The organism is Acidovorax sp. CCYZU-2555 (genome assembly GCF_018413525.1).
Lineage (GTDB): Bacteria > Pseudomonadota > Gammaproteobacteria > Burkholderiales > Burkholderiaceae_C > Comamonas.
This window is the reverse complement of sequence record NZ_JAHCDD010000030.1, coordinates 22,162-47,119: the sequence shown is the minus strand read 5'-3', so window position 1 is coordinate 47,119 and position 24,958 is coordinate 22,162. Positions and strand designations below refer to the sequence as shown.

At 65.8% G+C, this 24,958-nt stretch carries 20 protein-coding genes; 7 read left to right on the top strand and 13 right to left on the bottom strand.

The window, feature by feature from the left end; genetic code table 11:
- Positions 1–5 precede the first annotated feature (5 nt).
- Positions 6–3,803 carry a delta-60 repeat domain-containing protein gene (locus KHY18_RS12450; protein WP_213300088.1) on the bottom strand — a complete coding sequence of 1,266 codons (3,798 nt, stop codon included), beginning with the start codon at positions 3,801–3,803 and terminating at the stop codon, positions 6–8.
- Between the two features lie 429 nt (positions 3,804–4,232).
- Between KHY18_RS12450 and KHY18_RS12445 the strand changes: the two genes are divergently transcribed.
- From KHY18_RS12445 to KHY18_RS12420, 6 genes are all read left to right on the top strand, one after another.
- A complete protein-coding gene (locus KHY18_RS12445) occupies positions 4,233–5,213 on the top strand; it encodes a Bug family tripartite tricarboxylate transporter substrate binding protein (RefSeq protein ID WP_213300085.1) in 981 nt (326 codons plus the stop codon).
- Between the two features lie 9 nt (positions 5,214–5,222).
- On the top strand, positions 5,223–5,993 hold the full coding sequence (locus KHY18_RS12440) for an SDR family NAD(P)-dependent oxidoreductase (RefSeq protein WP_249729094.1): 771 nt from the start codon (positions 5,223–5,225) through the stop codon (positions 5,991–5,993).
- A 24-nt stretch (positions 5,994–6,017) separates the two neighbouring features.
- Complete coding sequence (locus tag KHY18_RS12435; RefSeq protein ID WP_213300082.1) at positions 6,018–7,220, top strand: acyl-CoA dehydrogenase family protein; 1,203 nt, start codon at positions 6,018–6,020, stop codon at positions 7,218–7,220.
- Position 7,221: 1 nt separating this feature from the next.
- Complete coding sequence (locus KHY18_RS12430; RefSeq protein WP_213300079.1) at positions 7,222–8,271, top strand: acyl-CoA dehydrogenase family protein; 1,050 nt, start codon at positions 7,222–7,224, stop codon at positions 8,269–8,271.
- Positions 8,272–8,402: 131 nt separating this feature from the next.
- Positions 8,403–10,481 carry an acetate--CoA ligase family protein gene (locus tag KHY18_RS12425; protein WP_213300076.1) on the top strand — a complete coding sequence of 693 codons (2,079 nt, stop codon included), beginning with the start codon at positions 8,403–8,405 and terminating at the stop codon, positions 10,479–10,481.
- Between the two features lie 16 nt (positions 10,482–10,497).
- Positions 10,498–11,043, top strand: a complete 546-nt coding sequence (locus KHY18_RS12420) for a nuclear transport factor 2 family protein (RefSeq protein WP_213300073.1) — start codon at positions 10,498–10,500, stop codon at positions 11,041–11,043.
- A 112-nt stretch (positions 11,044–11,155) separates the two neighbouring features.
- Here KHY18_RS12420 and KHY18_RS12415 read toward each other — a convergent pair whose 3' ends face one another.
- The 11 genes from KHY18_RS12415 to KHY18_RS12365 all read right to left on the bottom strand — a co-directional run bounded on the left by KHY18_RS12415 (position 11,156) and on the right by KHY18_RS12365 (position 22,634).
- Complete coding sequence (locus KHY18_RS12415) at positions 11,156–11,935, bottom strand: SDR family NAD(P)-dependent oxidoreductase (RefSeq protein ID WP_213300068.1); 780 nt, start codon at positions 11,933–11,935, stop codon at positions 11,156–11,158.
- A 95-nt stretch (positions 11,936–12,030) separates the two neighbouring features.
- Positions 12,031–13,668, bottom strand: a complete 1,638-nt coding sequence (locus tag KHY18_RS12410; protein WP_213300066.1) for a flavin-containing monooxygenase — start codon at positions 13,666–13,668, stop codon at positions 12,031–12,033.
- Between the two features lie 116 nt (positions 13,669–13,784).
- Entirely contained in the window at positions 13,785–14,582 is a 798-nt protein-coding gene (locus KHY18_RS12405; protein WP_249729093.1) for an SDR family NAD(P)-dependent oxidoreductase, read from the bottom strand.
- A complete protein-coding gene (locus KHY18_RS12400; protein WP_213300063.1) occupies positions 14,579–15,541 on the bottom strand; it encodes a branched-chain amino acid ABC transporter permease in 963 nt (320 codons plus the stop codon). Before KHY18_RS12400 ends, KHY18_RS12405 begins: the two co-directional genes overlap by 4 nt.
- Positions 15,538–16,422 carry a branched-chain amino acid ABC transporter permease gene (locus KHY18_RS12395; protein WP_213300061.1) on the bottom strand — a complete coding sequence of 295 codons (885 nt, stop codon included), beginning with the start codon at positions 16,420–16,422 and terminating at the stop codon, positions 15,538–15,540. The genes KHY18_RS12400 and KHY18_RS12395 overlap by 4 nt, the downstream gene beginning before the upstream one ends.
- A 57-nt stretch (positions 16,423–16,479) precedes the next feature.
- Positions 16,480–17,199, bottom strand: a complete 720-nt coding sequence (locus KHY18_RS12390) for an ABC transporter ATP-binding protein (protein ID WP_213300058.1) — start codon at positions 17,197–17,199, stop codon at positions 16,480–16,482.
- Positions 17,192–17,956, bottom strand: coding sequence for an ABC transporter ATP-binding protein (locus tag KHY18_RS12385; protein WP_213300055.1), 765 nt, complete (start codon positions 17,954–17,956; stop codon positions 17,192–17,194). Before KHY18_RS12385 ends, KHY18_RS12390 begins: the two co-directional genes overlap by 8 nt.
- Positions 17,957–17,966: 10 nt before the next feature.
- Positions 17,967–18,719 carry an SDR family NAD(P)-dependent oxidoreductase gene (locus KHY18_RS12380; protein WP_213300052.1) on the bottom strand — a complete coding sequence of 251 codons (753 nt, stop codon included), beginning with the start codon at positions 18,717–18,719 and terminating at the stop codon, positions 17,967–17,969.
- Positions 18,720–18,747: 28 nt separating this feature from the next.
- Positions 18,748–19,626 (bottom strand): SMP-30/gluconolactonase/LRE family protein, encoded by an 879-nt coding sequence (locus tag KHY18_RS12375; protein ID WP_213300049.1) that lies wholly within the window; start codon positions 19,624–19,626, stop codon positions 18,748–18,750.
- 70 nt (positions 19,627–19,696) lie between these two features.
- Positions 19,697–20,929, bottom strand: coding sequence for an ABC transporter substrate-binding protein (locus tag KHY18_RS12370; RefSeq protein WP_213300046.1), 1,233 nt, complete (start codon positions 20,927–20,929; stop codon positions 19,697–19,699).
- Between the two features lie 58 nt (positions 20,930–20,987).
- A complete protein-coding gene (locus KHY18_RS12365; protein ID WP_213300130.1) occupies positions 20,988–22,634 on the bottom strand; it encodes a long-chain-fatty-acid--CoA ligase in 1,647 nt (548 codons plus the stop codon).
- Positions 22,635–23,004: 370 nt separating this feature from the next.
- Here KHY18_RS12365 and KHY18_RS12360 point away from each other — a divergent pair, with 370 nt between their 5' ends.
- Entirely contained in the window at positions 23,005–23,778 is a 774-nt protein-coding gene (locus tag KHY18_RS12360) for an enoyl-CoA hydratase/isomerase family protein (RefSeq protein WP_213300043.1), read from the top strand.
- Positions 23,779–23,803: 25 nt separating this feature from the next.
- On the opposite strand, the gene KHY18_RS12355 is transcribed toward KHY18_RS12360, so the two are convergent.
- On the bottom strand, positions 23,804–24,793 hold the full coding sequence (locus tag KHY18_RS12355) for an amidohydrolase family protein (RefSeq protein ID WP_249729092.1): 990 nt from the start codon (positions 24,791–24,793) through the stop codon (positions 23,804–23,806).
- Positions 24,794–24,958 lie beyond the last annotated feature (165 nt).

The following is a 24,958-nucleotide window of genomic DNA, read 5'->3' as shown; positions in this document are numbered from 1 at the left end:
CACTCTCAGAGTTCGTAGACCACGCCTTGCTCCGCGAGCGCCTGCAGGCCGATGGTCTGCGCGGCCTGCGGCAGCTCGGCCGCATGCGCCAGCAGGTCGGCGCGGTCCCAACTGTGTTGCTCGACCAGCTGCAATACATTCTGCAGTTGCGCCTCGTCGGGAAGGTGCTCGGTCAGGTTGCGGTACAGCAAGCGGATCACCGCCTGCATGCTGTGGCCGCCGGCCAGGTGGTCCAGAATGCCGTTGGCCTGCACGCCATCGGCCAGCGCCTGGATGCCATATGCGTCCACATAGGCAATCAGCTCGCCCACCAGCGCCCGGTCGTCGAGCGCATCCGCGCCCAGCACGGCGCCAAGCATGCGCAGCGCCTGGCCGGCCGCGCCGTCCAGGTCCAGCGCGACCGCATGGTCGGCAAACCGCAGGCGCTCCACGCCCTGGAGCTGGTCGCTGCCGCCGTCAAAGGCCGCGCCGCGCACTATCCAGCCACCCCGGTCATCGCGTTGCCACTCGTAGTCGGCCGCATCGCCGCCATAGGCGACGGTATCGACACCGGAACCGGCGTCTATGCGCCCGTCGCCCGGCTGCGCAACAAACACCTCGTCGCCATGCGAGCCCAGCACGGGGCCGTCATAGGCGGTGAATTCCAGCCCCATGCGCGCCAGCGCGTCCAGGTCCATGGCCTGCGCCGTGACGGCCAGCTCCGCCGCGATCTGCACCAGTTGCGCATTCGAATGCCCGCTGGCCGGCAATTCCAGCAGCGCCTGCAACTGCGCCGCATCGGGCGCATGGCCCACGATATTGGTATGCAAAAGCGTCAACAAGGCCGCCGGGTCGGCATCGCCGGCCAATGCCGTGAGCAAGCCCAGGTTCTCGGCGAGCTGCGACGCACCGCCCAGCCCAAGGGCATCGACATAGGCCATCACATGGCCGACCAGGGCCGGACTGTCCAGCCCGGCCTGGCCCCACAGCGAGAACACCAGGCGCGCGGCCTGCGCCGCCGACGCATCCTGCCCTTCGCCCGCCAGGTCCAGCGCTACCCCGCCATCGTCGAACACCACACGTTCCATGCCCGGCAGCGGCGTGGCCTTGCTGCCGGAGCTGGTGGCGATACTCCACAGTGCCATGTCACTGCGCTGCAGCACATAGTCGTCGCGCGCGCCGGAGTAACGCACTGCGTCGATACCCGGGGTGGCCGGGGGCGGCACGGGCGGGGCCGGGGGCTGGGGTACCGGTGGTTGAGGCGCCGGGGGCTGGGGTGCCGGGGGCTGGGGTGCCGGGGGTGAGGGCGGCGACGGTGGCTTGGGCGCTGCAGCCGCCATCAGCTGATAGGTCGCCTCCATCCCATCCTCGCCATCGCTGAGTTCCAGTGCTATCGATGCCTCGCCCGCCGCCGCTGCGGTGAATGTCGCTCCTGCTATTGCGGCATTGATCTGCGCTGCCGTGCCGCTGAGCTGTACGCCGCCCGCGTCTGGGTCTATGTCGTCCAGGCCAATGAGCGTGCCATTGACCGCGATCAGCGTCAGCGTCAGCGGTGCGTCGTCGCCATCGTCGTCGTGCACCGTGAAGTCGGCCAGCGCCGCGGCCTGGCCCACGGTCACGCCCTGTGCCAGTTCGGGCAGGCCGGCCAGCACCGGGGCGTCGTTGATGGCCGTGATGTTCACCACCGTGCTGCCGCTGGCGGGCGGCATGTCGCTGCCGTCGCTGAAGCTCCACGCGATGGACACGCTCTCGGGCGGGGCATCGCTGGTGTTGGCATAGGTGAGCGAACTCAGGGCCTGGTTCACGCGCGCCTGCGTGGCTTGGGCGTTGAAGCGCACGGTCAGCTGGCCCTGCGCCTGGAAATGGCTGCCTATGCTTGTTCCCGACAATGCAACGCCGCCGTCATCGGTCAACACCAGCGCGCCGCTGGCGCCAAACATATCCTGCGCATGGGCGCCACCGCTGCGCGCCAAGGTCAGGCTGGCGCCGGCGTAATGGCCCTGGGAGGCAAGCTCGGCGTCAAACACCGCGATGGCGTCATCAAGCACCACGGGCAAGCCATTTTCGTCATAGCTGACCTCGCCGCCCAGCGTATCGACGGGAATGCTCGAAGGGTTGAACAGGGAGTCCAGGCTGCCGTCGGCGTTCAGGCGAATCAGGCTGAATTCATACTTGTTGCTTGCGCTGAAGCTGCGCCCGGCCACCACGATCTTGCCGTCGGGTTGCAGGATGACGCTTTGGCCATAATCATCGCCGCCATCCACATCCAGCAAGCGCTTTCCTCCATCGCCAAAGCCCTGGTCCAGGCTGCCATTGGCGTTCAGGCGGATCAGTAAGAAGTCGGATTTGTCGTATCCGATCAAGCTGTGTCCGGCCACCACGATCTTGCCGTCGGGCTGCAGGATGACGCTTTGGCCAAAATCATGGCCGCTATCTACATCCAGCAACAGCTCGCCTTTGTCGCCAAAGCCCTGGTCCAGGCTGCCATTGGCGTTCAGCCGGATCAGGCTGAAGTCATTGTTGTTGCTCGCGTTGACGCTGTATCCGGCCAACACGATCTTGCCGTCGGGCTGCAGGATGACGCTTTGGCCAGAATCATTGCCACCTACATCCAGCAACAACCTGCCTCCATCGCCAAAGCCCTGGTCCAGGCTGCCATTGGTGTTCAGGCGGATCAGGCTGAAGTCATACTGGTTGCTCGCGTTGAGGCTATACCCGGCCACCACGATCTTGCCGTCGGGCTGCAGGATGACGCTTTGGCCATAATCATTGCCGCTACCTACATCCAGCAATAACTTGCCTGTGCCGCCAAAGTCCTGGTCCCAGCTACCATTGGCGTTCAGGCGGATCAGGCTGAAGTCATAGTTGGAGCCGTTGTAGCTGTGCCCGGCCAACACGATCTTGCCGTCGGGCTGCAGGATGACGCTTTGGCCATAATCATTGCCGCTACCTACACCCAGCAACAACTTGCCGGTGTCGCCAAAGCCCTTGTCCAGTCTGCCATCGGCATCCAGACGGATCAGTAAGAAATTGTTTTTGTATCCGTTCCAGCTGTATCCGGCCAACACAATCTTGCCGTCGGGCTGCACGGCGATGCTTTGACCAGAATCTGCGCTGCCATCCACATCCAGCAATTGCTTGCCGCCATCGCCAAAGCCCTCGTCGAGGCTGCCATTGGCGTTCAGTCGGATCAGGCTGAAGTCTTTGTTGCGGCTCGTGTTGACGCTGTACCCCGCCAACACGATCTTGCCATCCGCCTGGAGGGTGACGCTGTAGGCTTGATCCCATGGATCCTCTTGATCCCCCACGAGCACCAGCAGCTTGCCGCTGCCCGTGGGCACGGCAAAAGTGGGCGCGGTATCGACCGGCGCGGCCACCGCCATAAAGGCATAGTGGCTTATGGCACTGGTCTGGCCGTCATGGGCCGTGATCTTCAGATGGCCCTGGCCGACGGCATCGGCGGTGAATGTGGCGTCGGCCAATGCGGCGCTGATCTGCGCGGCCGTGCCGCTCAGCTGTATTCCCGGCGCGTCGGGGTTGTCATCGGTCAGCCCCCCAAGGATGCCGCCCACGCGTCCCAGGCCCACTGACACTTCCAGGGTCACGGTCAGCTCGCCATCCACGGCCCCCCCGGCATGGGCGACCACGATGTCTGCCAGCGCCGCGGCCTGGCCCACATGGACAAACTGCGCCACCGCGGGAATGCCCGTCAGTACCGGCGCGCCCTGAACCATGATCTCCAGGCCGCCAATGTCCTCCTTGCCGTGGACATCGCTGGAGTCCAGCGTCGCTCCCCCGCCGCTGTCCATGGTCACCCTGTCCACGGGCAGCGCGGTCCGGCCCTCCAGGCGGACGCCCGCAAGCTGAGCATCCCCAAGGCGTTCGAAAATACGAGAGCGTGAGTTCGGCATATCAGAGACTCCAGTGAATGGTGGAACGCAAGCGGCTTCACTTTTCGGCAAGGACTTCCGCCTGATGTTGAGTGTGTTGCGCGCCGCGCTCCCAGGTTCCATGCCATCGTGCCTTGCCGGGCGGATCGCGCCGATTCCAACGCGATCGATGCCGAAACAACGCCGTTACCGCATACCGCGCGCACGCTTGTTTTCTCCTGACCTTTGCACACCCCTCTAGGGTTAGCCCCCATTCTTTAACTTACCTGCCGAACGGTAGAATTATTTTCATCAGGAAGGCCCAAGCCCTTGCCGGGGCATGCGCAAGGCATGCCACGCACTTTCACAAAGGATTGCAGCAGCATGTTGATTCGACATTTACGCCTCGGTCTTGCCGCCCTTGTCGCCACTTTCTGCGCTGTCGCGGCGCAGGCGCAGCCGGCGCAGAGCTTTCCCAGCAAGCCGGTGCAAATCATCGTGCCCTATGCCGCGGGCGGCGTGACCGACATCCTGGCGCGCATCGTGGCCCAGCGCCTGTCCGAACGCTGGAAGCAGCCGGTGATCGTCGACAACCGGCCCGGCGCGGGCACGGTGATAGGCACGGCCGCCGCGGCCAAGGCGCAGGGCGACGGCCATACCCTGCTGATCACGGCATTTGGCTTCACGGCCAACCAGGTGCTGGTGCCCAACCTGCCCTACAACCCGGCAGCGCTCGCTCCGCTGGCGATGCTCGCCGATTCATACAGCTATCTTTATGTGAATGCCGCGGTGCCGGCCAACAACATTCCCGAGCTGATCGCCTATGCCAAGGCCCATCCGGGCATGACCTTCGCCTCGTCGGGCAATGGTTCGAGCCCGCATATCGCGGCCGAAGGCTTTGCCGGGCGCACCGGCATAGACATCGTGCATGTGCCCTACAAGGGCAATGGGCCCGCGATCAACGATCTCGTTGGCGGCCAGGTGCAGGCGCTGTTCGACAGCTCGGCGACGATGAGCTTTGTGCAGACCGGCAAGCTCAAGGTGCTGGGCATAGGCAGCACCGCGCCCATCAAGCGCTCGCCCGACATCGTGCCCATCGCCAAATCGGGCGTGCCTGCGCTCGCCGACTTCACGGCCAGCGGCTGGTTCGGCATGTTCCTGCCCTCTTCCACGCCGCTGGAGCTGCAAAAGAAGATCTACGCCGACGTGCAGGCCGTGCTCGAGACCAAGGACATGCACGACGCGATCTACAAGACCGGCCTGGAGCCCGCGCTGATGACGCAGCAGGGCTTTGCCGACTACCTCAAGAAGACGCTCGCCAACTGGGCGCCCGTGATACGCGAACGCAAGATCCGCCTCGACTGAGACTCCAGAATGACACACACCACCACTTCCATTCCCGACATGCCCGCGCTGGGCCGCCTCGCCGGCCGGCGCATCGTCGTCACGGGCGCGGGCTCGGGCATAGGCGCGGCCATTGCCCGGCTGTTTGTCGCCGAAGGCGCAAAAGTTGCGGCGATAGACCAGAACGTCGCCGGAATCCATGCGTATTTCCAGCCCGGTGACGGCATCGCGCTCAAGGCCGATGTCTCCAACGAAGCCTCGGTGGGCCAGGCCATAGACAGCGCGGCCCAGGCGCTGGGCGGCATCGACGGGCTGGTGAACGCCGCCGGCATCGCCAACGGCGAACTGCTGAGCGAAGTGAGCCTCGAAGACTGGCGCCGCGTGATCGACGTCAATCTCACGGGCAGCTTTCTGCTGGCGCGCGCCTGCTACCCGCATCTGCGCGCGGTGCAAAACAGCACCATCGTCAATTTCTCGTCGGGCCAGGGCCTGCAGCCGTTCATGCGCCGCGGCGCCTATGCGGCGTCCAAGGCCGGCGTGATCTCGCTGTCGAAGTCGCTGGCGATGGAATGGGCGCCGATACGCGTCAACACCATCTGCCCGGGCGCGGTCGACACGCCCATGGTGCGCAACGGCTACGACCCCGAAGTGCTGCGCACCCAGGTGGGCGCGCGCTATGCGCTGGGCCGCGTCGCCGAAGCCGTGGAGATTGCGCGCGCCGCGCTGTACCTCACGGGCGGCGAATCCTCGTTCATCACCGGCGTCGCCCTCGCGGTGGACGGCGGCCGCAGCTACCACTGACCGAACTCTCTTCCTCTTGCCTCCATGACACAGAACCCTACTCTTTCCGCCGCCGACCCCTATGCCGCATTCCGCGAGGAACTGCTGGAATTCACGCGCCAACCCGAACTCGCCGCGCTCAAGGAGAAAGTGCGCAGCAACCAGAAGATGTCGCGCGCGGAGTACAGCGCCTGGCAGAAGGCGCTGCATGCGCGCGGCTGGGGCGCGCCCAACTGGCCCGTCGAATACGGCGGCACGGGCTGGGACCTGCAGCAGCGCTACCTGTTCGAGGAAGTCACGGCCCAGGCCGACTGCCCGCCGGCCTACCACCATGGCATAGGCCACATCGGGCCGGTGATCATGCATTTCGGCAGCGACGCGATCAAGGAACGCTTCCTGCCGCGCATTCTCGACGGCAGCGAGCACTGGTGCCAGGGCTACTCCGAGCCCGGCGCGGGCTCCGATCTGGCTTCGCTCAAGACCACGGCGGTGCGCGACGGCGACGACTATGTGCTCAACGGCCAGAAGATCTGGACTTCGCACGCCCAGGAAGCCGACATGATGTACACGCTGGTGCGCACCTCGAACGAAGGCCGCAAGCAGGCCGGCATCTCGCTGCTGCTGGTGCCGCTGGACACGCCCGGCATCGAAGTGCGCGCCATCCACACCATTGACCAGTGGCACCATGTCAACGAGGTCTTCCTCAACGACGTGCGCGTGCCGGTGAAGAACCTCGTGGGCGTCGAAGGCGAAGGCTGGAAATGCGCGAAGTTCCTGCTCGACCGCGAACGCCTGTCGCCGGCCACCGTGCCGCGCCTGGCGCGCCAGCTCGAACAGGTCGCAGAACTGCTGGCGCGCAAGATGCAGGCCCACCCCGGCCTGCCCAGCATCCACGCGCTGCAGGAGCGGCTGTTCCTGGCCCAGGCCTCGACCCGGGGCGCGCGCCAGATGCTGCTCAGCGCCATCCAGGAAGAGATGCAGGGCACGCTGGCATCGTCCAAATCGTCGGCGCTCAAGCTCCACACCTCGGAGCTGTCGCAGCAGATCGTCGGCATTGCCTTCGACATCGCCGGCCCCGAATACGCGGCGCGGCTGGTGCCCGAAGTCGCAGCGCCCGATGGCAGCGACGACCTCGACATCGAACGCCAGCTGACCCATACCTATTTGTTCTACCGTTCGCGCACCATCGCCGGCGGCACCAGCGAAGTGCAGAAGAACGTGATTGCCCGCGACCTGTTTGGAGCCTGAGATGACTTTCAATGTGACCCCGATGTTTCCCGGCGATCTCTACGATTCGACCGACCGCATGGCCGCCGCGGGCGCGGCCCAATGGAGCCAGATTCTCGAACTCGGCTGGCAAGGCGTGCTGGTCGGCGAGGACCATGGCGGCGTGGGCGCGTCGCTGGCCGAGTTCTCGGCGATCGCCGAAGCCGCGGGCCGCCATGCGCTGGCACTGCCGCTGATCGCGCGCTGCGTGGTCGCGCCCATGCTGCTGGCCGCGGCGGGTGCGTCAGATACGGCGCGCGCGCTGCTGGCGCAACTGTCGGCGGGCGAAGCCTCCGTGTGCCCGGTGCTGGGCAGCGAGGTGCAGGCCACGCCCGACGGCAAGGGCCAGCTGCGCCTGCAAGGGCGGCTCTTGGGCGCCGACCTGAGCGCCGACGCCAGCCATCTGCTGTTCAACACCGCCACCCAACTGGTGCTGATCGATGCCAAGGCGCTGCCCGCAGCGCGCTACTTCCAGGGCCTGGACGGCCGCCGCACCGCCGACATCGCGCTCGATGGCATCAGCATTGATGCCGGCCAGGTGCTGCTGCAGGGCGATGCCGTGCCCGCCGCGGTCAAGGCCGCGAGCGATACCGGCGCGGTGATGACCAGCGTGCAGACCGTGGGCGCGCTCGGCGCCCTGGTCGAGCAGACGATCGAATACCTCACGACGCGCAGCCAGTTCGGCGTGCAGCTGTCGACTTTCCAGGCGCTGCGCCACCGGCTGGTCGAAATGTACGTGGCCTACGAGAGCGCACGCGGCCTGGTCAAGGACGTGACCGAGGCGCTGTCGGCCGACGCCGCGGCCGATCCGCGCGACGCGGCGCTGACCAAGCTGTATCTCGCCAGCGTGGGCCGGACTGTGGCAGAGTCGGCGATCCAGCTGCACGGCGGCATGGGAATGACCACCGAAATGCCGGCCGCGCGCCTGGCCATGCACACCTTGATGTGCAATGTGCAATACGGCGATCGCTTCCATTACCTGGATGCGCTGTCGGCGCAGATGGCGAACGATGTGGCGGCGTTGGCCGCCTGAGATCTTGACGAGAGCCGTTCGGCCTAGCCTGTGGAAGACCGCACTTCGACAGGCTCAGTGCGAACGGGATTTTGACCGTGATGCCCTCCCCCGAACGGCTTGGTTTGATCATTTTCCGCAACGCTGACCCCATGCAAACAATCCACTCCCTCTTCTTCCCCGAATCGGTGGCGCTGATCGGTGCCTCCTCCGACCCGGAGCGCATCGGCGGCCGCGTGCTGCGTTTCATGCGCGAAGGCGGCTACCAGGGCACGATCTACCCGATCAACAAGGGCGAAGCCCTGGTCCAGGGCCTCAAGGCCTATAAGAACATCAGCGAAGTGCCGGGCCCGGTCGACCAGGCCGTGATCATCATTCCCGCGGCCGGCGTCGAAACCGCGCTGCGCGAAGCCGTGGCCAAGGGCGTCAAGTCGGTGCAGATCCTCACCGCGGGCTTTGCCGAGATCGACGAGGCCGGCAAGGCGCTGCAGCAGAAACTGGTCGACATCTGCCGCGAAGCCGACGTGCGCATGCTGGGCCCGAACTCGCTGGGCCTGCTCAATCTGTCCAACCAGTATTCGGCGACGTTCTCCACCGCGCTCAACGGCCTGCGCCCGGTCAAGGGCCATATCGCGCTGGCCACGCAAAGCGGCGCGTTCGGCTCGGCCACCTATGGCATGGCTTCGCTGCGCGGCCTGGGTTTCTCCAAGATCATCGCCACGGGCAACGAAGCCGATGTCGATGTGGCCGAATGCATCGACTACCTCGCCGACGACGCCGAGACCCGCGTCATCTGCGCGGCCGTCGAGTCGTGCAAGGACGGCAACCGCCTGCGCCTGGCCCTGCTCAAAGCCGCCAAGGCCGGCAAGCCGGTGCTGATCATGAAGGCCGGGCGCACCGAAGTCGGCGCCTCGGCCGCGGCCACGCATACCGGCTCGCTGGCCGGCAATGACACGGTCTACGACACGGTGTTCGCCGAGTGCGGCGCCTACCGCCCGCAGTCGATCGAGGAGATGCTCGACATCGCCTATGTCTGCGCGGTCACGGGCGCGCTGCCCGGCAACTCCGAAGTCGCGATTCTCACGGGCTCGGGCGGCATAGGCATTCTGATGGCCGACCATGCGAGCGACCATGGCCTGGCGCTGCCGCCGCTGTCGGCCCAGGGCAGCGCCGCAGTGCGCGAAGTGCTGCCCTTCGCGGTCGCGGCGAATCCGCTGGACACCACGGCCCAGGTCACGGCCGTGGCCAGCGGCGTCACGCGCACGCTGGACGCGCTGCTGACGCATTCGTCGTATGGCACCGTATTCGCGTATCTGGCCCATGTCGGCCTGTCGCCCAGCCGCTTCCAGTCGACCAGCGATGAGCTGATCGCGCTGAAGAAGAAATTCCCCGATCGCGGCATCGTGATGGTGATGCTGGCGACAAAGGAAGTCGCGGCCGCGCTCGACGCGCACGGCATTCCATCGTTCGCCGACCCTTCGCGCGCGGTGCTGGCCCTGGCCGGCGCGCGCCGGCTCGCCAGCCGCCATGCGGCGCTGTACGCGCCCTCGTCGGCCCAACGTTGCACGCGCGCGCTGGGCGATGTGTCCACCGAAGCCGCGGCCAAGAAGGTGCTGGCCGAGGCCGGCCTGCCCATGCTGCCCGAAAAGGTCTGCACCAGCGCCGACGACGCCGCGGCCACGGCGACGGCGTTCGGCTTTCCCATCGTCGCCAAGATCTCCTCGCCCGACATCGCCCACAAGACCGAGATCGGCGGCGTGATGCTCAACCTGCAGGACGCCGAAGCCGTGCACCACGCCTATGGCGAACTGCTGCGCCGCGCCGACAAGGCCGCGCCCACGGCGCGCATCGACGGCGTGCTGATCACGCCCATGCTCAAGGGCGGCGTCGAAACCATCATGGGCATTCACATGGACCCGACGTTCGGCCCCATGGTGATGTTCGGCTCGGGCGGCACGGCCGTGGAACTGTTCAAGGACGTGGCCTTCGCCTCGGCCCCGGTCAACGCTGCGCGCGCGCGCGAACTGATCGATGCCGTGCAGTCGTCGCGCCTGCTGCGCCAATGGCGCGGCGGCCCGCAGTACGACGAGCAGGCGCTGGTCGAGGCGATCTGCAAGCTGTCGGAGTTTGGCCAGGCGCATGCCGATGTGCTCGAAAGCATCGATGTCAATCCGCTGGTGGTGCGCGAAAAAGGCGCGGTCTGCCTGGATGCGGTGATTACACTGCGCTGAATCCCGGAGACAAGACATGACCCAGAACCTCGAAGAAAAACTGCAGGCCCTGCTAGACCGCGAAGCCATTCGCGAAGCCATGTACGCCTACTGCCGCGGCATAGACCGCGGCGACGAAGCCGCGCTGCGTTCGGCCTATTGGGAAGACGGCACGGACCGGCATGGCGCCTACAACGGCAGCGCCAGCGGCTTCATCGAAAAGGCGCTCCAGTCGCGCAGCAGCGGGCTGCGCATGATCCACCAGGTCAGCAATATCTCCATCGTGCTCGAAGCCCGGCATGCAGCCGTCGAGAGCTATTTCCAGGCCTTCCAGCACGACACCGACCCGGCGACGGGCGGGCTGCGCGAGACCTTTCTGTGCGGTCGCTACGCCGATCGCTTTGAAAAGCGCGGCGACGAGTGGCGCATCGCCGCGCGCACCGTGATCTATGACTGGATGAAGGAAGCCCCCGCGCCCGAAGGCGACGAAGCCACGCGCTTTGGCGTGCGCGCGCCGCAGGGGCAGATGAAGCCCGATGATGCCTGGTATGCGCTGCTGCGCCAGCAGCCGTTTGCCAAGTAAATTGCCCTGCATCACCTGGGCCGCGCCAACGGTTGGCCGGCCGTCCCAGGGGCAATTCAGGGCGCGCGTTCTGCGCCGCCCCGAAATTTTTTAGCCGCTAAATTCCACCACGCTATTTCTTCCAGCCGTTCATGTCGAGCGCCGCCATCACGGTGTTCGACAGCCCGCCGTCGACCAGCAGATCGACGCCATGCACATAGGCTGCGTCCCGGCTCAACAGGAAGGCGACCACGCCCGCCATGTCGTCGGCTTCGGCCATGCGGCGCAGCGGAACGCGGCTGGCGCGCTGGGCATGGGCGTCGGGCGTCGAATAGGCCGCGGCCGTGCCCGGCGTGATGGTCAGGCCCGGTGAAAACGCGTTCACGCGAATGCCGTCAGGCCCCCATTCGTTGGCCAGTTGGCGCACCAGCATCAGCGCCGCGGCCTTGCTCGCGCTGTAGGCGCCCAGCGGCGCCTGGGCATTGGTGCCCGACACCGAGGCCGTCACCACCACCGCGCCGCGGCTGGCCTTGAGCGCAGGATAGGCGGCCTTGGCCAGCAGCCAGGGCGCGCGCACATGCACGGCAAACACTTTGTCCCAGTCGTCGACGGCGTAGTCGGCCAGCGGCCCGGGAATCGCAAATCCCGCATTGCTGACCAGCGCGTCCAGGCCGCCGAAGGCCGCGCTCGCGGCGACGATCTCGGCGGGCAGCGCCGGGTCGGCGATATCGCCGGCCACGGCAATCGCCTCGCCGCCCAGGGCCTGCACTTCGGCGATCACCGCCTGAAGATCGCCCACGCGCTGGTCCGACAGCACCAGTTTCGCGCCGCCGCTGGCCGCTGCGTCACGCGCCAGCCGCAGGCAGATCGCACGGCCTATGCCGCGGGCAGCGCCCGTCACAATCGCTCGCATGGAAGTCTCCTTGAAGAAAAAAAGCGGGGCTGATATTCAGCCCCGCCTGAAATGGCAACCGATCACATATCACGGCCGCCTCCCTGCCACAGGGGTCAGGCCTCGGCCGACTCCCGCAGATGTTCGAACGCAAAGCCGCGGTAGCCGTCGCGCACCGCCGCGCCCGTGAGTTCGCGGTATTTCATGAAACCGCCGGTGAACAGCGTCAGGCCCAGCGGCTTGTCCTTGACGTTGGCGCCCACATACCAGGTCTTGGCCTTGGTCAGCAGCGTGCGCTGCGACAGCTCGTAGACCAGGTCCATCCAGCCCTGTTCGGCTTCCTGCGTGGGCTCTATGCTGGAAAGGCCGTTCTTCTCCATATGCACCATGGCCGCGGCGATCCAGTCGACATCGTGTTCGCTGATGCGGATGATGTTTGCCAGCGCGGCCGGGCCGTTGGGGCCGGTGGTCATGAACAGGTTGGGAAAGCCTTCCATCATCAGGCCCAGGTACGAACGCGCGCCGTCCTTCCATTTGTCGTTGACCTTGCGGCCGTCGCGGCCCACCACGTCGAACGCCAGCAGCGCGCCCGTGAGGCCGTCGTAGCCTGTGGCGAAGATCAGCACATCGAGTTCGATTTCGCCCGCCTGCGTGCGCACGCCCTTCTCGGTGATCTCGACGATGGGATCGGTGAGGCAGTCGACCAGGTGCACGTTGGAGCGGTTGTAGGTCTCGTAGTAGCTGCTGTCCAGGCAGGGGCGGCGCGCAAAGATCGGATAGTCGCGCGGCTTGAGCGCCTCGGCCGTGGCCGGGTCGGTGACGACTTCGCTGATCTTGCCGCGCACGAATTCCGCGACATGCTCGTTGGCTTCTGGGTTGCTCATCAGGTCGGAGAAGGTGCCCAGCATCGCCAGGCCGCCGTTCTTCCAGGCGTCTTCGAGCAACTGGCGCCGCTGCTTGGGCGTGACGCTGAAGAACGCGCGCGTGGACTGCGGCCGCACGCCGCCCACGGCGCTGTTGCGCGCCGATTCGCGAATGCCCGCGTAGTGGCGCTTGACTTCGGCCACGTACTCGGGCTCGAGATTCTCGTTGCGCATGGGCATGGTGAAGCTGGGCGTGCGCTGGTAGACGAACAGCTCGCCGGCTTCCTTGCCCACTTCCTGCACGATCTGGATGCCGGTCGATCCCGTGCCAATCACGCCCACACGCTTGCCCGCGAAGCTGATCGGCTCATGCGGCCAGCGCGCGGCGCGCAGCAGCTGGCCCTGGAAGCGCGCAATGCCGGGAATCTCGGGGTCCTTGGGCACGGACAGCGGGCCCGTGGCCATGATGCAATAGGTCGCTTCCAGCGTCTCGCCCTTGTCGGTCTTCACCGTCCAGAGCTTGCGCTCCTCGTCCCAGACCGCGCTGGTGACGCGCGTGTTGAACTGGAAGTGCTTGCGCAGGTCCAGGCGCTGGGCCACGAAGTTGATATAGGCCAGCAGCTCGGGCTGGGCCGCGAACTGTTCGGACCAGGTCCATTCCTGCTCGACTTCGGGCGAGAACGAAAAGCTGTAGTCGATGCTGGGCAGATCGACGCGCGCGCCCGGATAGCGGTTCCAGTACCAGACGCCGCCCAGGTCGCCGCCGGCTTCGAAGCTCTGGATCTTCAGCCCCATTTCACGGAACTTGTAGGTGGCGTACATGCCGCCGAAGCCGCCGCCGACGATGACTACGTCGAGGCGACGGGGTGGTGTTGGGTTGTTGGTTTGCATTGTTGTCTCCTGCTATTTTTGATCTGGGAAAGTCTCAGGGCTTGTCCATGTTTACCGCTGCGCCCTGAAACGCCCTTCGACGGGCTCAGGGCGAACGGCATGCTTGACTTGAAAGTTCATACCGCCAGCGTGCCGCCGTCCACGGGCAGCGTCACGCCGTTGATATACGAAGCCAGCGGCGAGGCGAGAAACACGGCGGCTCCCGCGAGTTCCTGCGGCTGGCCCACGCGGCCCGAGGGAATGCGCACCATGAAGCGCGCCAGGCGCTCGGGGTTGGCGCGGGTCACGTCGGTCATGGGCGTCTCGATCACGCCGGGCGCGAGCGCATTGACGCGAATGCCGTCGGGCCCCAGGTCTGCGGCCATGGATTGCGTGAGCATCTTCACCGCGCCCTTGGACGCCGAGTAGCCCAGCGCCCCGGCCTGGGCGATGAAGGCCGCGCCCGAAGCGATATTGATGATGCAGCCGCGCGTGGCGCGCAAGGCCGGCAGCCAGGCATGGATCACGTTGAACGTGCCCAGCAGATTGACGTCGACCACGCGCCGGATATTGGCGTGGGCCTGCGGGCTGTCCAGGCCTTCGCGCAGTATCACGCCCGCGTTGTTGACGACGATATCGACGGCGCCGATCTGCGCGCCCACGGTCTCGGCCAGCGCCGCCGCGGCCTCGGCATCGGTCACATCGAGCGCAAAGCCCCAGGCCTCACCGCCCGCCGCGCGAACGAGCGCCAGCGTGTCCGCGCAACGTTCGGCGCTGATGTCGGTCACGACCACGCGCGCGCCGGCGCTGGCAAGGCCTTGCGCAATCGCCTGGCCTATGCCGCTGGCCGCGCCCGTGACCAGCGCCAGCCGGCCTTCGAGCAGGCGCGCGCCCTGCAATGCGCTCATCACGGTCTCACGGGGTGTGGCACTCATGGCAGCTCCTTGCTGGCCGCGCGCAGCGAACGGCGTTCCAGCCAGGCATAGAGTTCGCCGACCAGGCCCTTGCGAAACGACAGCACGACGATCACGAACACCAGGCCCTGGATCATCAGCACCCACTCGGCGTACGAGGCCAGGTAGTGCGACATCGACACGATCAGCACCGCGCCGGCGATCGGCCCCAGCAGCGTCTGCATTCCGCCCAGGATGCAGATCAGCAGCGCCTCGCCCGAAGTCACCCAGGTCAGGTCGTTGAGCGTCACCACCTGGAAGGCCACGGCCTTGATCGCGCCCGCCAGGCCGGCGAGCGACGCCGACAGGATGAACACCACCAGCTTGTAGCGGTTGGCGCGGTAACCCAGCGAAATCGCGCGCGGCTCGTTGTCGCGGATGGCGCGCAGCACCTGGCCGAACGGCGAGTTGACGATGCGGTGGATGGCGAAGAAGCCGAAGGCCGTGAGCGCGAACACCACGAAGTACATCACGTAGTTGTTGCCCAGGTCGATGACGCCGAACATGGCGCGCCGCGGCACGTCCTGCAGGCCGTCCTCGCCGCCGGTGAACGGCATGCGCAGCGCGAAGAAGTAGATCAGCTGCGAGAACGCCAGCGTGATCATCGAGAAGTAGATGCCCTGGCGGCGAATCGCCAGCGAGCCCGTGAGCGCGCCTATGACCACGGCCACGGCCACGCCGCACAGAATGCCCAGCGCCGGGTCCAGCCCCCAGACCTTGATGGCCTGGGCCGTGACATAGCCCGCGGCGCCGAAGAACATCGCATGGCCGAACGACAGCAGACCGCAGTAGCTGACCAGCAGATTGAGCGCGGCCGCGAGCAGCGCAAAGCACATGATCTCGATCAGGAACTGCGGGTAGAGCACGAACGGCGCGACCAGCAGCAAGGCGACGAAGGCCGCGAGCAGGAGGCGCTGCGTGCTTGGAGAGAAGTATTTCATCGGGCCTCCTGGCCGAACAGGCCGTTGGGACGGATTGCCAGCGTGATGATCATCACGATGAAGATGACGACGCCCGCGGCGTCCGGGTAGACCAGCTTGGTCAGGCCTTCGACCACTCCCAGGCCGAAGCCGGTGATGATGGAGCCGATGATGGAGCCCATGCCGCCGATCACCACCACCGCGAACACCACCACGATCAGGCTGTTGCCCATCAGCGGATTGACCTGGTAGATGGGCGCGGCCATGGCGCCGCTCAGGCCTGCGAGGCCCACGCCCAGACCGTAGGTCAGCATCAGCATGCGCGGCACGTTGATGCCGAAGGTGCGCACCAGCGCCGCGTTCTCGTTGGCCGCGCGCAGATAGGCGCCGAGCTTGGTGCGCTCGATCACCAGCCAGGTGCCCAGGCACAGCACCAGCGAGGCGGCGATCACCCAGACGCGGTAGGCCGGGATATAGCTGATGCCGATATCAAAGCCGCCCGAAATCGGGTTCGGATAGGGCTGGCCCGTGGCGCCAAACTTCCAGCGGAACGCGCCTTCCATCAGCATCGCCAGACCGAAGGTCAGCAGCAGCGCGTAGACATGGTCCACGCGGTACAGCCGGCGCAGCATCAGCCGCTCTATCACCAGCCCGAAGCCGCCGACGATCACCGGCGTGATGACCAGCGCATACCAGTAGCTGATGCCGAAGTACTCGAGCAGGCCCCAGGCGACGAACGCGCCCAGCATGTACTGCGCGCCATGCGCGAAGTTCACCACATGCAGCAGGCCGAAAATGATGGCCAGGCCCAGGCTCATCAAGGCGTAGAACGATCCGTTGATCAGCCCGATGACCAGCTGCCCCACAAGGGCAGACATCGGAATGCCGAAAATCTCATCCATGGTGGACTCTCCTGTACAGCGCCGCGCCGCAGCGCGCGAAAGTGTTTGGTATGCGCTTCATAGTCCCAGCAGCCCTTCGATGCGTGCCAGATCGCTGGCGATGTCTTCGCGGCGGAAGTGGTCGACCACCACGCCTTCGTCGATCACATAGAAACGGTCGGCTATCTTTGACGCAAAGCGGAAGTTCTGCTCGACCATCAGCACCGTGAAGCCGCGCTCCTTGAGGATGCGAATCGTCTGGCCGATCTTGGAGACGATCACCGGCGCCAGGCCTTCGGTGCACTCGTCGAGCAGCAGGAACTTCGCGCCGGTGCGCAGAATGCGCGCGATCGCCAGCATCTGCTGCTCGCCGCCCGAAAGCTTGGTGCCCTGGCTGTGGCGGCGCTCCTTGAGGTTGGGAAACAGCGTGTAGATCTCGTCAACGCTCAGGCCTCCGGGGCGCAGCACGGGCGGCAGCAGCAGGTTTTCCTGCGTGCTCAGGCTCGAGAAGATGCCGCGCTCTTCGGGGCAGTAGGCGACGCCCAGCTTGGCGATCGCCTCGGGCAGCATGCCTATGGTCTCGCGGCCGTTGATCTCTATGCTGCCGCGGCGCTTTTCGAGCAGGCCCACGACCGCGCGCAGCGTGGTGGTCTTGCCCGCGCCGTTGCGGCCCAGCAGACAGACCACTTCACCCTGGCGCACTTCGAGGTCCATGCCATGCAGCGCCAGGTTCTCGCCGTAGTGGCCCACCAGGCCCTTGACCGACAGGCACAAGGGCGCGTTATTGGCTTCAGTCATTCGCGCCTCCCACATAGGCTTCGATCACCGCGGGGTCGCGCGAGACTTCGTCATAGCTGCCTTCGGCCAGGATCTGGCCCGACTGCAGCACGGTGACGCGGTCGCACAGCTCGGCGATGACTTTCATGTTGTGCTCGACCATCAGAATGGTCCGGCCCTTGGCCACGTTGCGGATGATCTCCATCACCGGGCCTATGTCCTCATGGCCCAGGCCGGCCATGGGCTCGTCGAGCAGAATCATTTCGGGCTCCAGCGCGATGGTCGTCGCGAGTTCCAGCACGCGCTTGCGGCCGTACGACAGCTCCACGGCCGGCGTATGCAGCCAGCGCGTGAGGCCCACCATTTCTATGAGTTCCAGCGCGCGCGCATCGAGCACCTGGAGCACGCTGTAGCGGCGCCAGAACGCCCAGGTCATGCCGACCTTGCGCTGCAGCGCGACGCGCACGTTCTCCAGCACCGTCATCTGGCCGAACACGGCCGAAATCTGGAACGAACGCACCAGGCCCATGGACGACACGGTGGCCGGGTCGCTGGCTGAAATGTCCTTGCCGTTGAATTTGATCGTGCCCGTGGTCGAGCGCAAAAAGGTGCTCAGCAGGTTGAAGCAGGTGGTCTTGCCCGCGCCGTTGGGGCCTATCAGCGCATGGATGCTGTGGCGGCGCACGCGCAGGTTCACGTCCTTGACGGCATAGAAGCCGCGGAACTGCTTGCTCAGGCCCGTGGCCTGCAGGATGTAGGGATCGGGGGGGACTTGCATGGCGCGGCCCTCAGAGCATGGCGTGCGTCACGCCGCCATCGACCAGGATGGACGTGCCCGTGACCCAGCTGCTGTCGGGCGACGCCAGGAACATCGCGGCATTGGCGATGTCCTCGACTTCGCCCAGGCGGCGCAGCGGCGTGCGCGCGATGCGCACCGCGATCTTGTCGGGGTCCACATTGCCTTTCATTCCTTCGGTGGGCACCGAGCCCGGGCACACGGCGTTGACGCGTATGCCGCGCGGGCCCAGGTCCACGGCCGACGAGCGCGTGAGGCCCAGCACGCCGGCCTTGACGCCGCCGTAGACCATGGCTTCGGGCACGCCCAGAAAGGCCGCGGCCGACGCGATGTTGATGATGCTGCCGCCTTCGGTCATGGCTTCCGAGCCCACCTGAATGCCCCACACCACGGAGTTGAAACCCGTGCCCACCATGCGCGTGAGCATTTCGGGCGTGATCGCGGAGATCGCGCCATAGCGCACCCAGATCGCGTTGTTGACCAGGATGTCGAAGCGGCCATGGGCCTCTTTCATCGACTGCACGGCATTGACGAAGGTCTCGCGCTCGGCGACGTTGCCGCCGAATGCCATCGCCTTGCCGCCCTGGGCGCGGATTTCCTCGGCCGCGGCCTGGGCCAGGTCTTCGCGCAGATCGAGCACGCCGACCACGGCGCCGGCCTGGGCCATGGCGTCGGCAATCGCCCGGCCAATGCCGCGCGCGCCGCCGGTGATCAAGGCCACTTTGCCTTCGAGCTTGTTGTTCATTCTTGTCTCCTTGCTTTCGTTGATTTGTTCAGGGCTGGTCGGCAAAACGCACTTCGCGCAGTCCGCGCACTCCCGTGCCATGCACGGCGAACAGCGCGCCCGCGTCGGGGTGCTCGTCCTTGAGCGCATTGCCGCTGTTGCTGATGCTGGTGACGTAGAGCACGTCGAGATCGGGGCCGCCGAAACAGGGGCAGGTCACATGGCGCACGGGCATGGCTATCAGGCGGGCAAGACTGCCGTCGGGCAGAAAGCGCGCCATCTGCCCGGTCTCGACCAGCGCGGTCCACAGGCCGCCTTCGCTGTCAACAGTCGCGCCATCGGCGGCGGAATTCAGCGGCGCGGTATCGACCCAGACCGTGGGCTGGCCGGTGCGGCCGCTCGCGCTGTCGTAGGCGTAGCGCAGGATCTTGCGCGTGCGGCTGTCGGTGTAATAAAGCCACTGCCCGTCGGGGCTGAAGCAAATGGCGTTGGAAATCGCGAAGCCTTGGTCGAGCTGCTGCACTCTGCCGCGCGCATCGACCTGGTAGAGCGCGGCCAGCGGCTCGTTGCGGCCCATCACCAGCGAGCCGCAGACAAAGCGCCCGGCGCGGTCCGTGCGGCCATCGTTGAGGCGTATGCGTTCGGCAACATGGGTGACGCCGGCCAGCGGCGTGACCTCGCCCGATTCGAGATCGAGATAGCTGAAACCATGGGCCAGCGCGACCAGCAGCCGCCCGCTGTCGCACAGCGCGATCGAGCCTATGGCCGTGGGCAGATGCCATTCGCGGTAGGCGCCACTGGCGGGCACCAGCCGGCGCACCAGTTGCGCATGCGAATCTATCCAATAGAGGGCCTGGGCCTGGTCGTCCCAGAGCGGGCATTCGCCCAGCTGGTCGCGCGTGGGGGTGACGATTTCAATACGGGTCATGGCAAAAACCTGGCAAGCAAAGGGCGCGGGGCGCCGAGAACACGGCCCCGGCGCGCGGGGCTCCCACCTCTTACTTCTTCACGAAGTCGCAGCCGCCATCGGCCAGCGGACGGAACACCGACTCGCCCGGAATTTCCTCGCCTATCTTGTAGAGGTCGTTCTTGCCCTTGGATTCGGCCGGAGTCTTGACCTGGATCGCATAGGTGGGACGGATCAGCTGGCCGTCCTCGCGGATCATGGCGTTCTTCATGGAGAAGTCATTGACCGGCGTGGCCTTCATCTTGGCCATCACCGCCACGCCTTCATCCGTGCCCGCGGCCTGCACCGCCTTGAGGTAATGCATGGCGGCGCTGTACGCACCCGCGTGGATATAGGTGGGCACCACGCCCTTGTTTTTTTCCATGAAACGCTTGGCCCAGGCGCGCGACTCGTCGTTGCGGTCCCAGTAGAACGGCGCGGTGATCTGCAGGCCCTGGGCCACGTCCAGGCCCATGGCCGAGACGCTGTTGATGGTCATGCCGAACACGCCGACCTTCTGGCCGTTGCGCGCCAGCTTGTATTCGGCGGCCTGCTTCAAGGCATTGGTCAGATCGAGGCCGGCGTTGAGCACCACGATGGCCTGGGCCTTGCTGGCCTGGGCCTGCAGCAGATACGACGAGTAGTCGGACGCGCCCAGCGGATGGCGCACCGAGCCCACCACCTTGCCGCCGCCGGCTTCGATGAACTTGGTCGCATCGGCCTGCATCGCGGCGCCGAACGCGTAGTCGACGGTGATGAAGAAGAACGACTTGACGCCCTGCTTGAGCAGCGCCGTCACGCCCGCGTTGGCCAGCTGGTAGGTGTCGACGATGAACTGCACGGTCATGGGCGAGCACATCTTGCCGGTCAGATCGGACGACACGGTACCGGCCACGAGGTACGGCTTCTTCTTCTCCTTCATCATGCTCGACACGCCGAACGCGATCGACGAGGCCGAGCCGCCGACGATGGTGTCGAACTTCTCGTTCTCAATCCACTGGCGCGCCATGTTGATGCCCACATTGGGCTTGTTCTGGTCGTCGGCCACGGTGACTTCGATGGGCTTGCCCAGCACCTTGCCGCCGAAGTCCTCCACCGCCATGCGCACGGCCAGCGACGAGCCCGGGCCGCCATTGCCCGAATAGGTGCCGGTCTGGTCGGCCATCACGCCTATGCGCACCACGTCATCGCTGATCTGCGCCTGCGCGGGCAGGCTTGCCAAAAGCGCGCTGCCGGCCAGCACCGCAAGCCGGGATGTCGCCGAAATCGAAGGAAATGCGTTCATGTCTGTCTCCTGGTAGTTATGGAATGCGCTGACTGTCTACAAAACCTGCATTGCCCGGTCAGACGGGGTCGGTACTGAGCCTGTGTCCCTTGAACTGCTCGCGCAGCTGCGTCTTGAGCAGCTTGCCGGTCGCGGTATGCGGCAGGGCGTCGACGAACACCACGTCGTCGGGCAGCCACCAGCGCGCGACGCGGTCCTTCATGAACTCGGTCATCTCGGCGGCGCTGAGGGTCTGGCCGGCCTTGGGCACGACGATCAACAGCGGGCGCTCCTGCCATTTGCTGTGCGCCACGCCTATCACCGCGGCTTCCTGCACCTTGGGGTGGCCCACGGCGACGTTCTCCAGGTCGATGGACGAAATCCATTCGCCGCCCGACTTGATCACGTCCTTGGTGCGGTCGGTGATCTGCACAAAGCCGTCGGTGTCGATCAGGGCGACATCGCCGGTCGCAAACCAGCCGCCTTCGCCCAGCGCCGCACCGGGCTGGCTGCCGTAGTACGCCGACACCACCCAGGGGCCGCGCACCTTGATCTCACCGACGCGCTTGCCGTCATGCGGCAGGCGTTCGCCTTCAGGGCTGAAGATGCCGACTTCGATGCCGAAGATCGCCCGGCCCTGCTTGGCCTGGATGTCGAAGCGCTGGGCCAGCGGCAGGTCCTGCTGCGACGGCAGCAGATTGCCTATGGTCGCCAGCGGACTGGTTTCGGTCATGCCCCAGGCCTGGATCACGAAGGTGTCCAGCAGCGTGCCGAATTTTTCTATCATGGCGCGCGGCGCGGCCGAGCCGCCGACCACCACGCGCTGGAGCTTGAGCTGTTTGAGGTCCAATGCCTCGCGCTGGCTTTCGAGGTATTGGAAGAAGCCCAGCCACACCGTGGGCACGCCCAGCGAGAATGTGCAGCCTTCCTTGACCATGTGCGCATAGAGCCGCTCGCCGCTCACGCCCGGGCCGGGCAGCACCAGCTTGGCGCCGCACATGGCCGCGGCATAGGGGATGCCCCAGGCGTTGACATGGAACATGGGCACGGCCAGCAGCACGCTGTCGCGCGTCGACAGCGCCAGGCCGTCTACCGTGCAGGCCGTCCAGGCATGCAGCAGCGTGGAGCGGTGGCTGTAGAGCACGCCCTTGGGATTGCCCGTGGTGCCCGAGGTGTAGCACAGCGACGAAGCCGTGTTCTCGTTGAGCGCCGGCCATTCGAAGTCGGGCGAGGCCTGCTCGATCAGGTCTTCGTAGCACAGCAGATTGGGCAGTGCGATGGCCGGCATTTCGCTGCGCTCGCACAGCGCGACAAAGCCCTTGACCGTGGGCAGCTGGTCGGCGATCGCCACCAGCTGATCGGCAAAGCCCAGATCGAAGAACACATACTCATCGGCCGCGTGGTTGATGATGTAGCTGATCTGCTCGGCGAACAGCCGCGGGTTCACGGTGTGCGACACCGCGCCCATGCCCGCGACCGCGAAATACAATTCCAGGTGGCGGTGCGTGTTCCAGGCCAGCGTCGCGATGCGCTGGCCGGGCTGCACGCCCAGGTCCGTGAGGGCGTTGGCCAGGCGCTTGGCGCGGTTGCGCACTTCGCCCCAGCTCGAACGGTAGCTACGGGTGTCGGAAACGTGCGAGACGATCTCCACCTGACCGTGGTGCGTGGCCGCATGCTCTATGAGCTGCGAGATCAGCAAATCCTGCTGTTGCATCAGACCCAACATCGTCATCAACGCTGCTCCTTCTTGTCTTTTCCGGCGCCTGCCTCAGGGCTGAAAACCTCAACTCCCGGGGACGCCGTGTCTTGAAATTTTATGCTTACATGCCGACAGGTAAGTAAGCAAAGGATAGCAGTATCCCCCGCGCAAAACGCTGGCAAAAAAGTCCGAAACCCTAGGGAGAAACATGCTTGCCGGCCGCATTTTTTGCGGGTATTTGCAGGGGCGGATGCGGGTGCTTTCCTCTGCGCAGGACTGGCACCAAGGTGACTTGCGATGCGGCAAATCAGCGGTTAGCATGGCGCATGCACTTACCTTTCGGCAGGTAAATGCTGACAGTGAACCGATTTGCTGCACCCACAACAAGGAGACTTTCATGGAACTCAACACCATCACTCTGACCGTCGACGCCGGCGTGGCCGTGGTCACGCTCAACCGCCCGCCCGTGAATGCGCAGAACATCGAACTGCGCGAGGAAATCACGCGCGTGTTCGACCTGCTGTCGGACCGTGACGACGTGGCCTGCATCGTGCTGACCGGCGCGGGCAAGGCTTTCTCCGCGGGCGCCGACATCCGTGAACGCCCCAACCTGGCCGGTGTCGCCGGCGCCTACGGCGCGCACAACCGCCGCGTGCGCGAGTCGTACTACGCCGTGGTCGAATGCTCCAAACCCATCATCGCCGCGATCAACGGCCCGGCGCTGGGCGCGGGCTTTGGCCTGGTGATGGCTTCGGACATCTGGGTCGCGTCCGAAGACGCCTATGTGTCCATGCCCGAAATCAATGTGGGCCTGGCCGGCGGCGTGACCTTTCTGCAGAAAGTCTTCGGTCAGTCGCGCGCGCGTCGCATGTTCTATACGGGCATGAAAGTCTCGGCGCAGGAGCTGTACCGCCTGGGCCTGGTCGAAGCCTGCCTGCCCGCCGACGAACTCATGCCTTACTGCATGGAAATGGCGCGCGACATCGCTTCCAAGAGCCCCATCGCCATGCGCCTGGCCAAGGAAGCCGCGCGCATGACGCTGGTCATGCCTTCGCGCGACGCCTACCGCTACGAGCAGGGCAATACCGTGGCGCTGTCGAAGACCGAAGACTCCAAGGAAGCGCAACGCGCCTTCCTCGAAAAGCGCGACCCGGTCTACACCGGCCGCTGAGCGTCAGGCCTGCCCGCGCCCTGCCCTAGAGCCGGTAGACGCGGGCCGCCGTGCTTTCAAACAGCGCCGCCTTTTCGCTGGCGCTCGCCCCCCCGGCCAGGCGCTTGAACGCATTCCACAGCGTGACATAGCTGCAGCCGGTCTTGTCCATGGGGAAATTGCTTTCGAACATGCAACGCTGCACGCCAAACACCGCGATGCAGTGTTCTATATAAGGCGCCCAGGCCTGGGTCAGCACTTCGGAGCCCACGGGCCGCGCCGCTTCATGCCAGCCAAAGCCGCAGCGCGGCATGGCCAGCCCGCCGAGCTTGACAACGATATTCCGGTGCGCGGCCAGCGCCTGCATTTGCGACCGCCAGTCATTCAGCACGGCTTGGCGCTGCCCCGCGTACGGCCCCACGCCCAGCGGCCCGCCGCAATGGTTGAGCACCAGCGTCGTGCCGGGACAGGCCGCGGCCAGCCGCGCAACATCCCCCAGCTGCGAGTGGTAGACCCACAGATCGAGCGTAAGCCCCAGCCGCCCCAGCGCGCGCACCGCCTGCTGCACCTGCGGCTGCAGCAAGACCTCGGCATGGCCCGCGCCCGGCGTATGGATCGCCGGATCCGCATGCCAGGTGGGCCGGCTGCGCACACCGCGAAAGCGGCCCTGGCCGGCCTGGATATGTTGTTCCAGCACCGGCATCACCCGATCGCCCAGCTGCAGATCGGCCCAGCCGACAATGCCTGCGCACAGGGGCGTGCCGGCGCAGCTTTTCTGCACATATACGGTCTCCCCTACAGGCCGCAGCACCTCGGAGCCAGCGGCGCGGTAATGCGACAGGCACTCGACAAACACCGTCGCCCGCACTGCATGCCCGCTGCCCACATCCTCTTCCAACTGCGCGCGCGCATAGGTGAACGCGGGCGTCTCCCACAGATGGTGGTGGGCGTCGATGATGGGCAAGGCGGGCTCCAGCACTTCTTCCTGGTGCAGGGAAAGCCAGTCGGGGTGGAGGTGGGGGAAATATGAAGACATGGGCAGTTGACGATGTCTACAGGACAGGCCGTTCATGGTTAGCCGTGGGCGGCAAGGAATGAGGGGGCGCGCTGGCCGAGGATGGAGACGCGCTTCGACAAGCTCAGGGCGAACGGCCATTCGTTGTTCTTTTTAAGTAAGTCGCGACATATCAAGCGCGCCAAG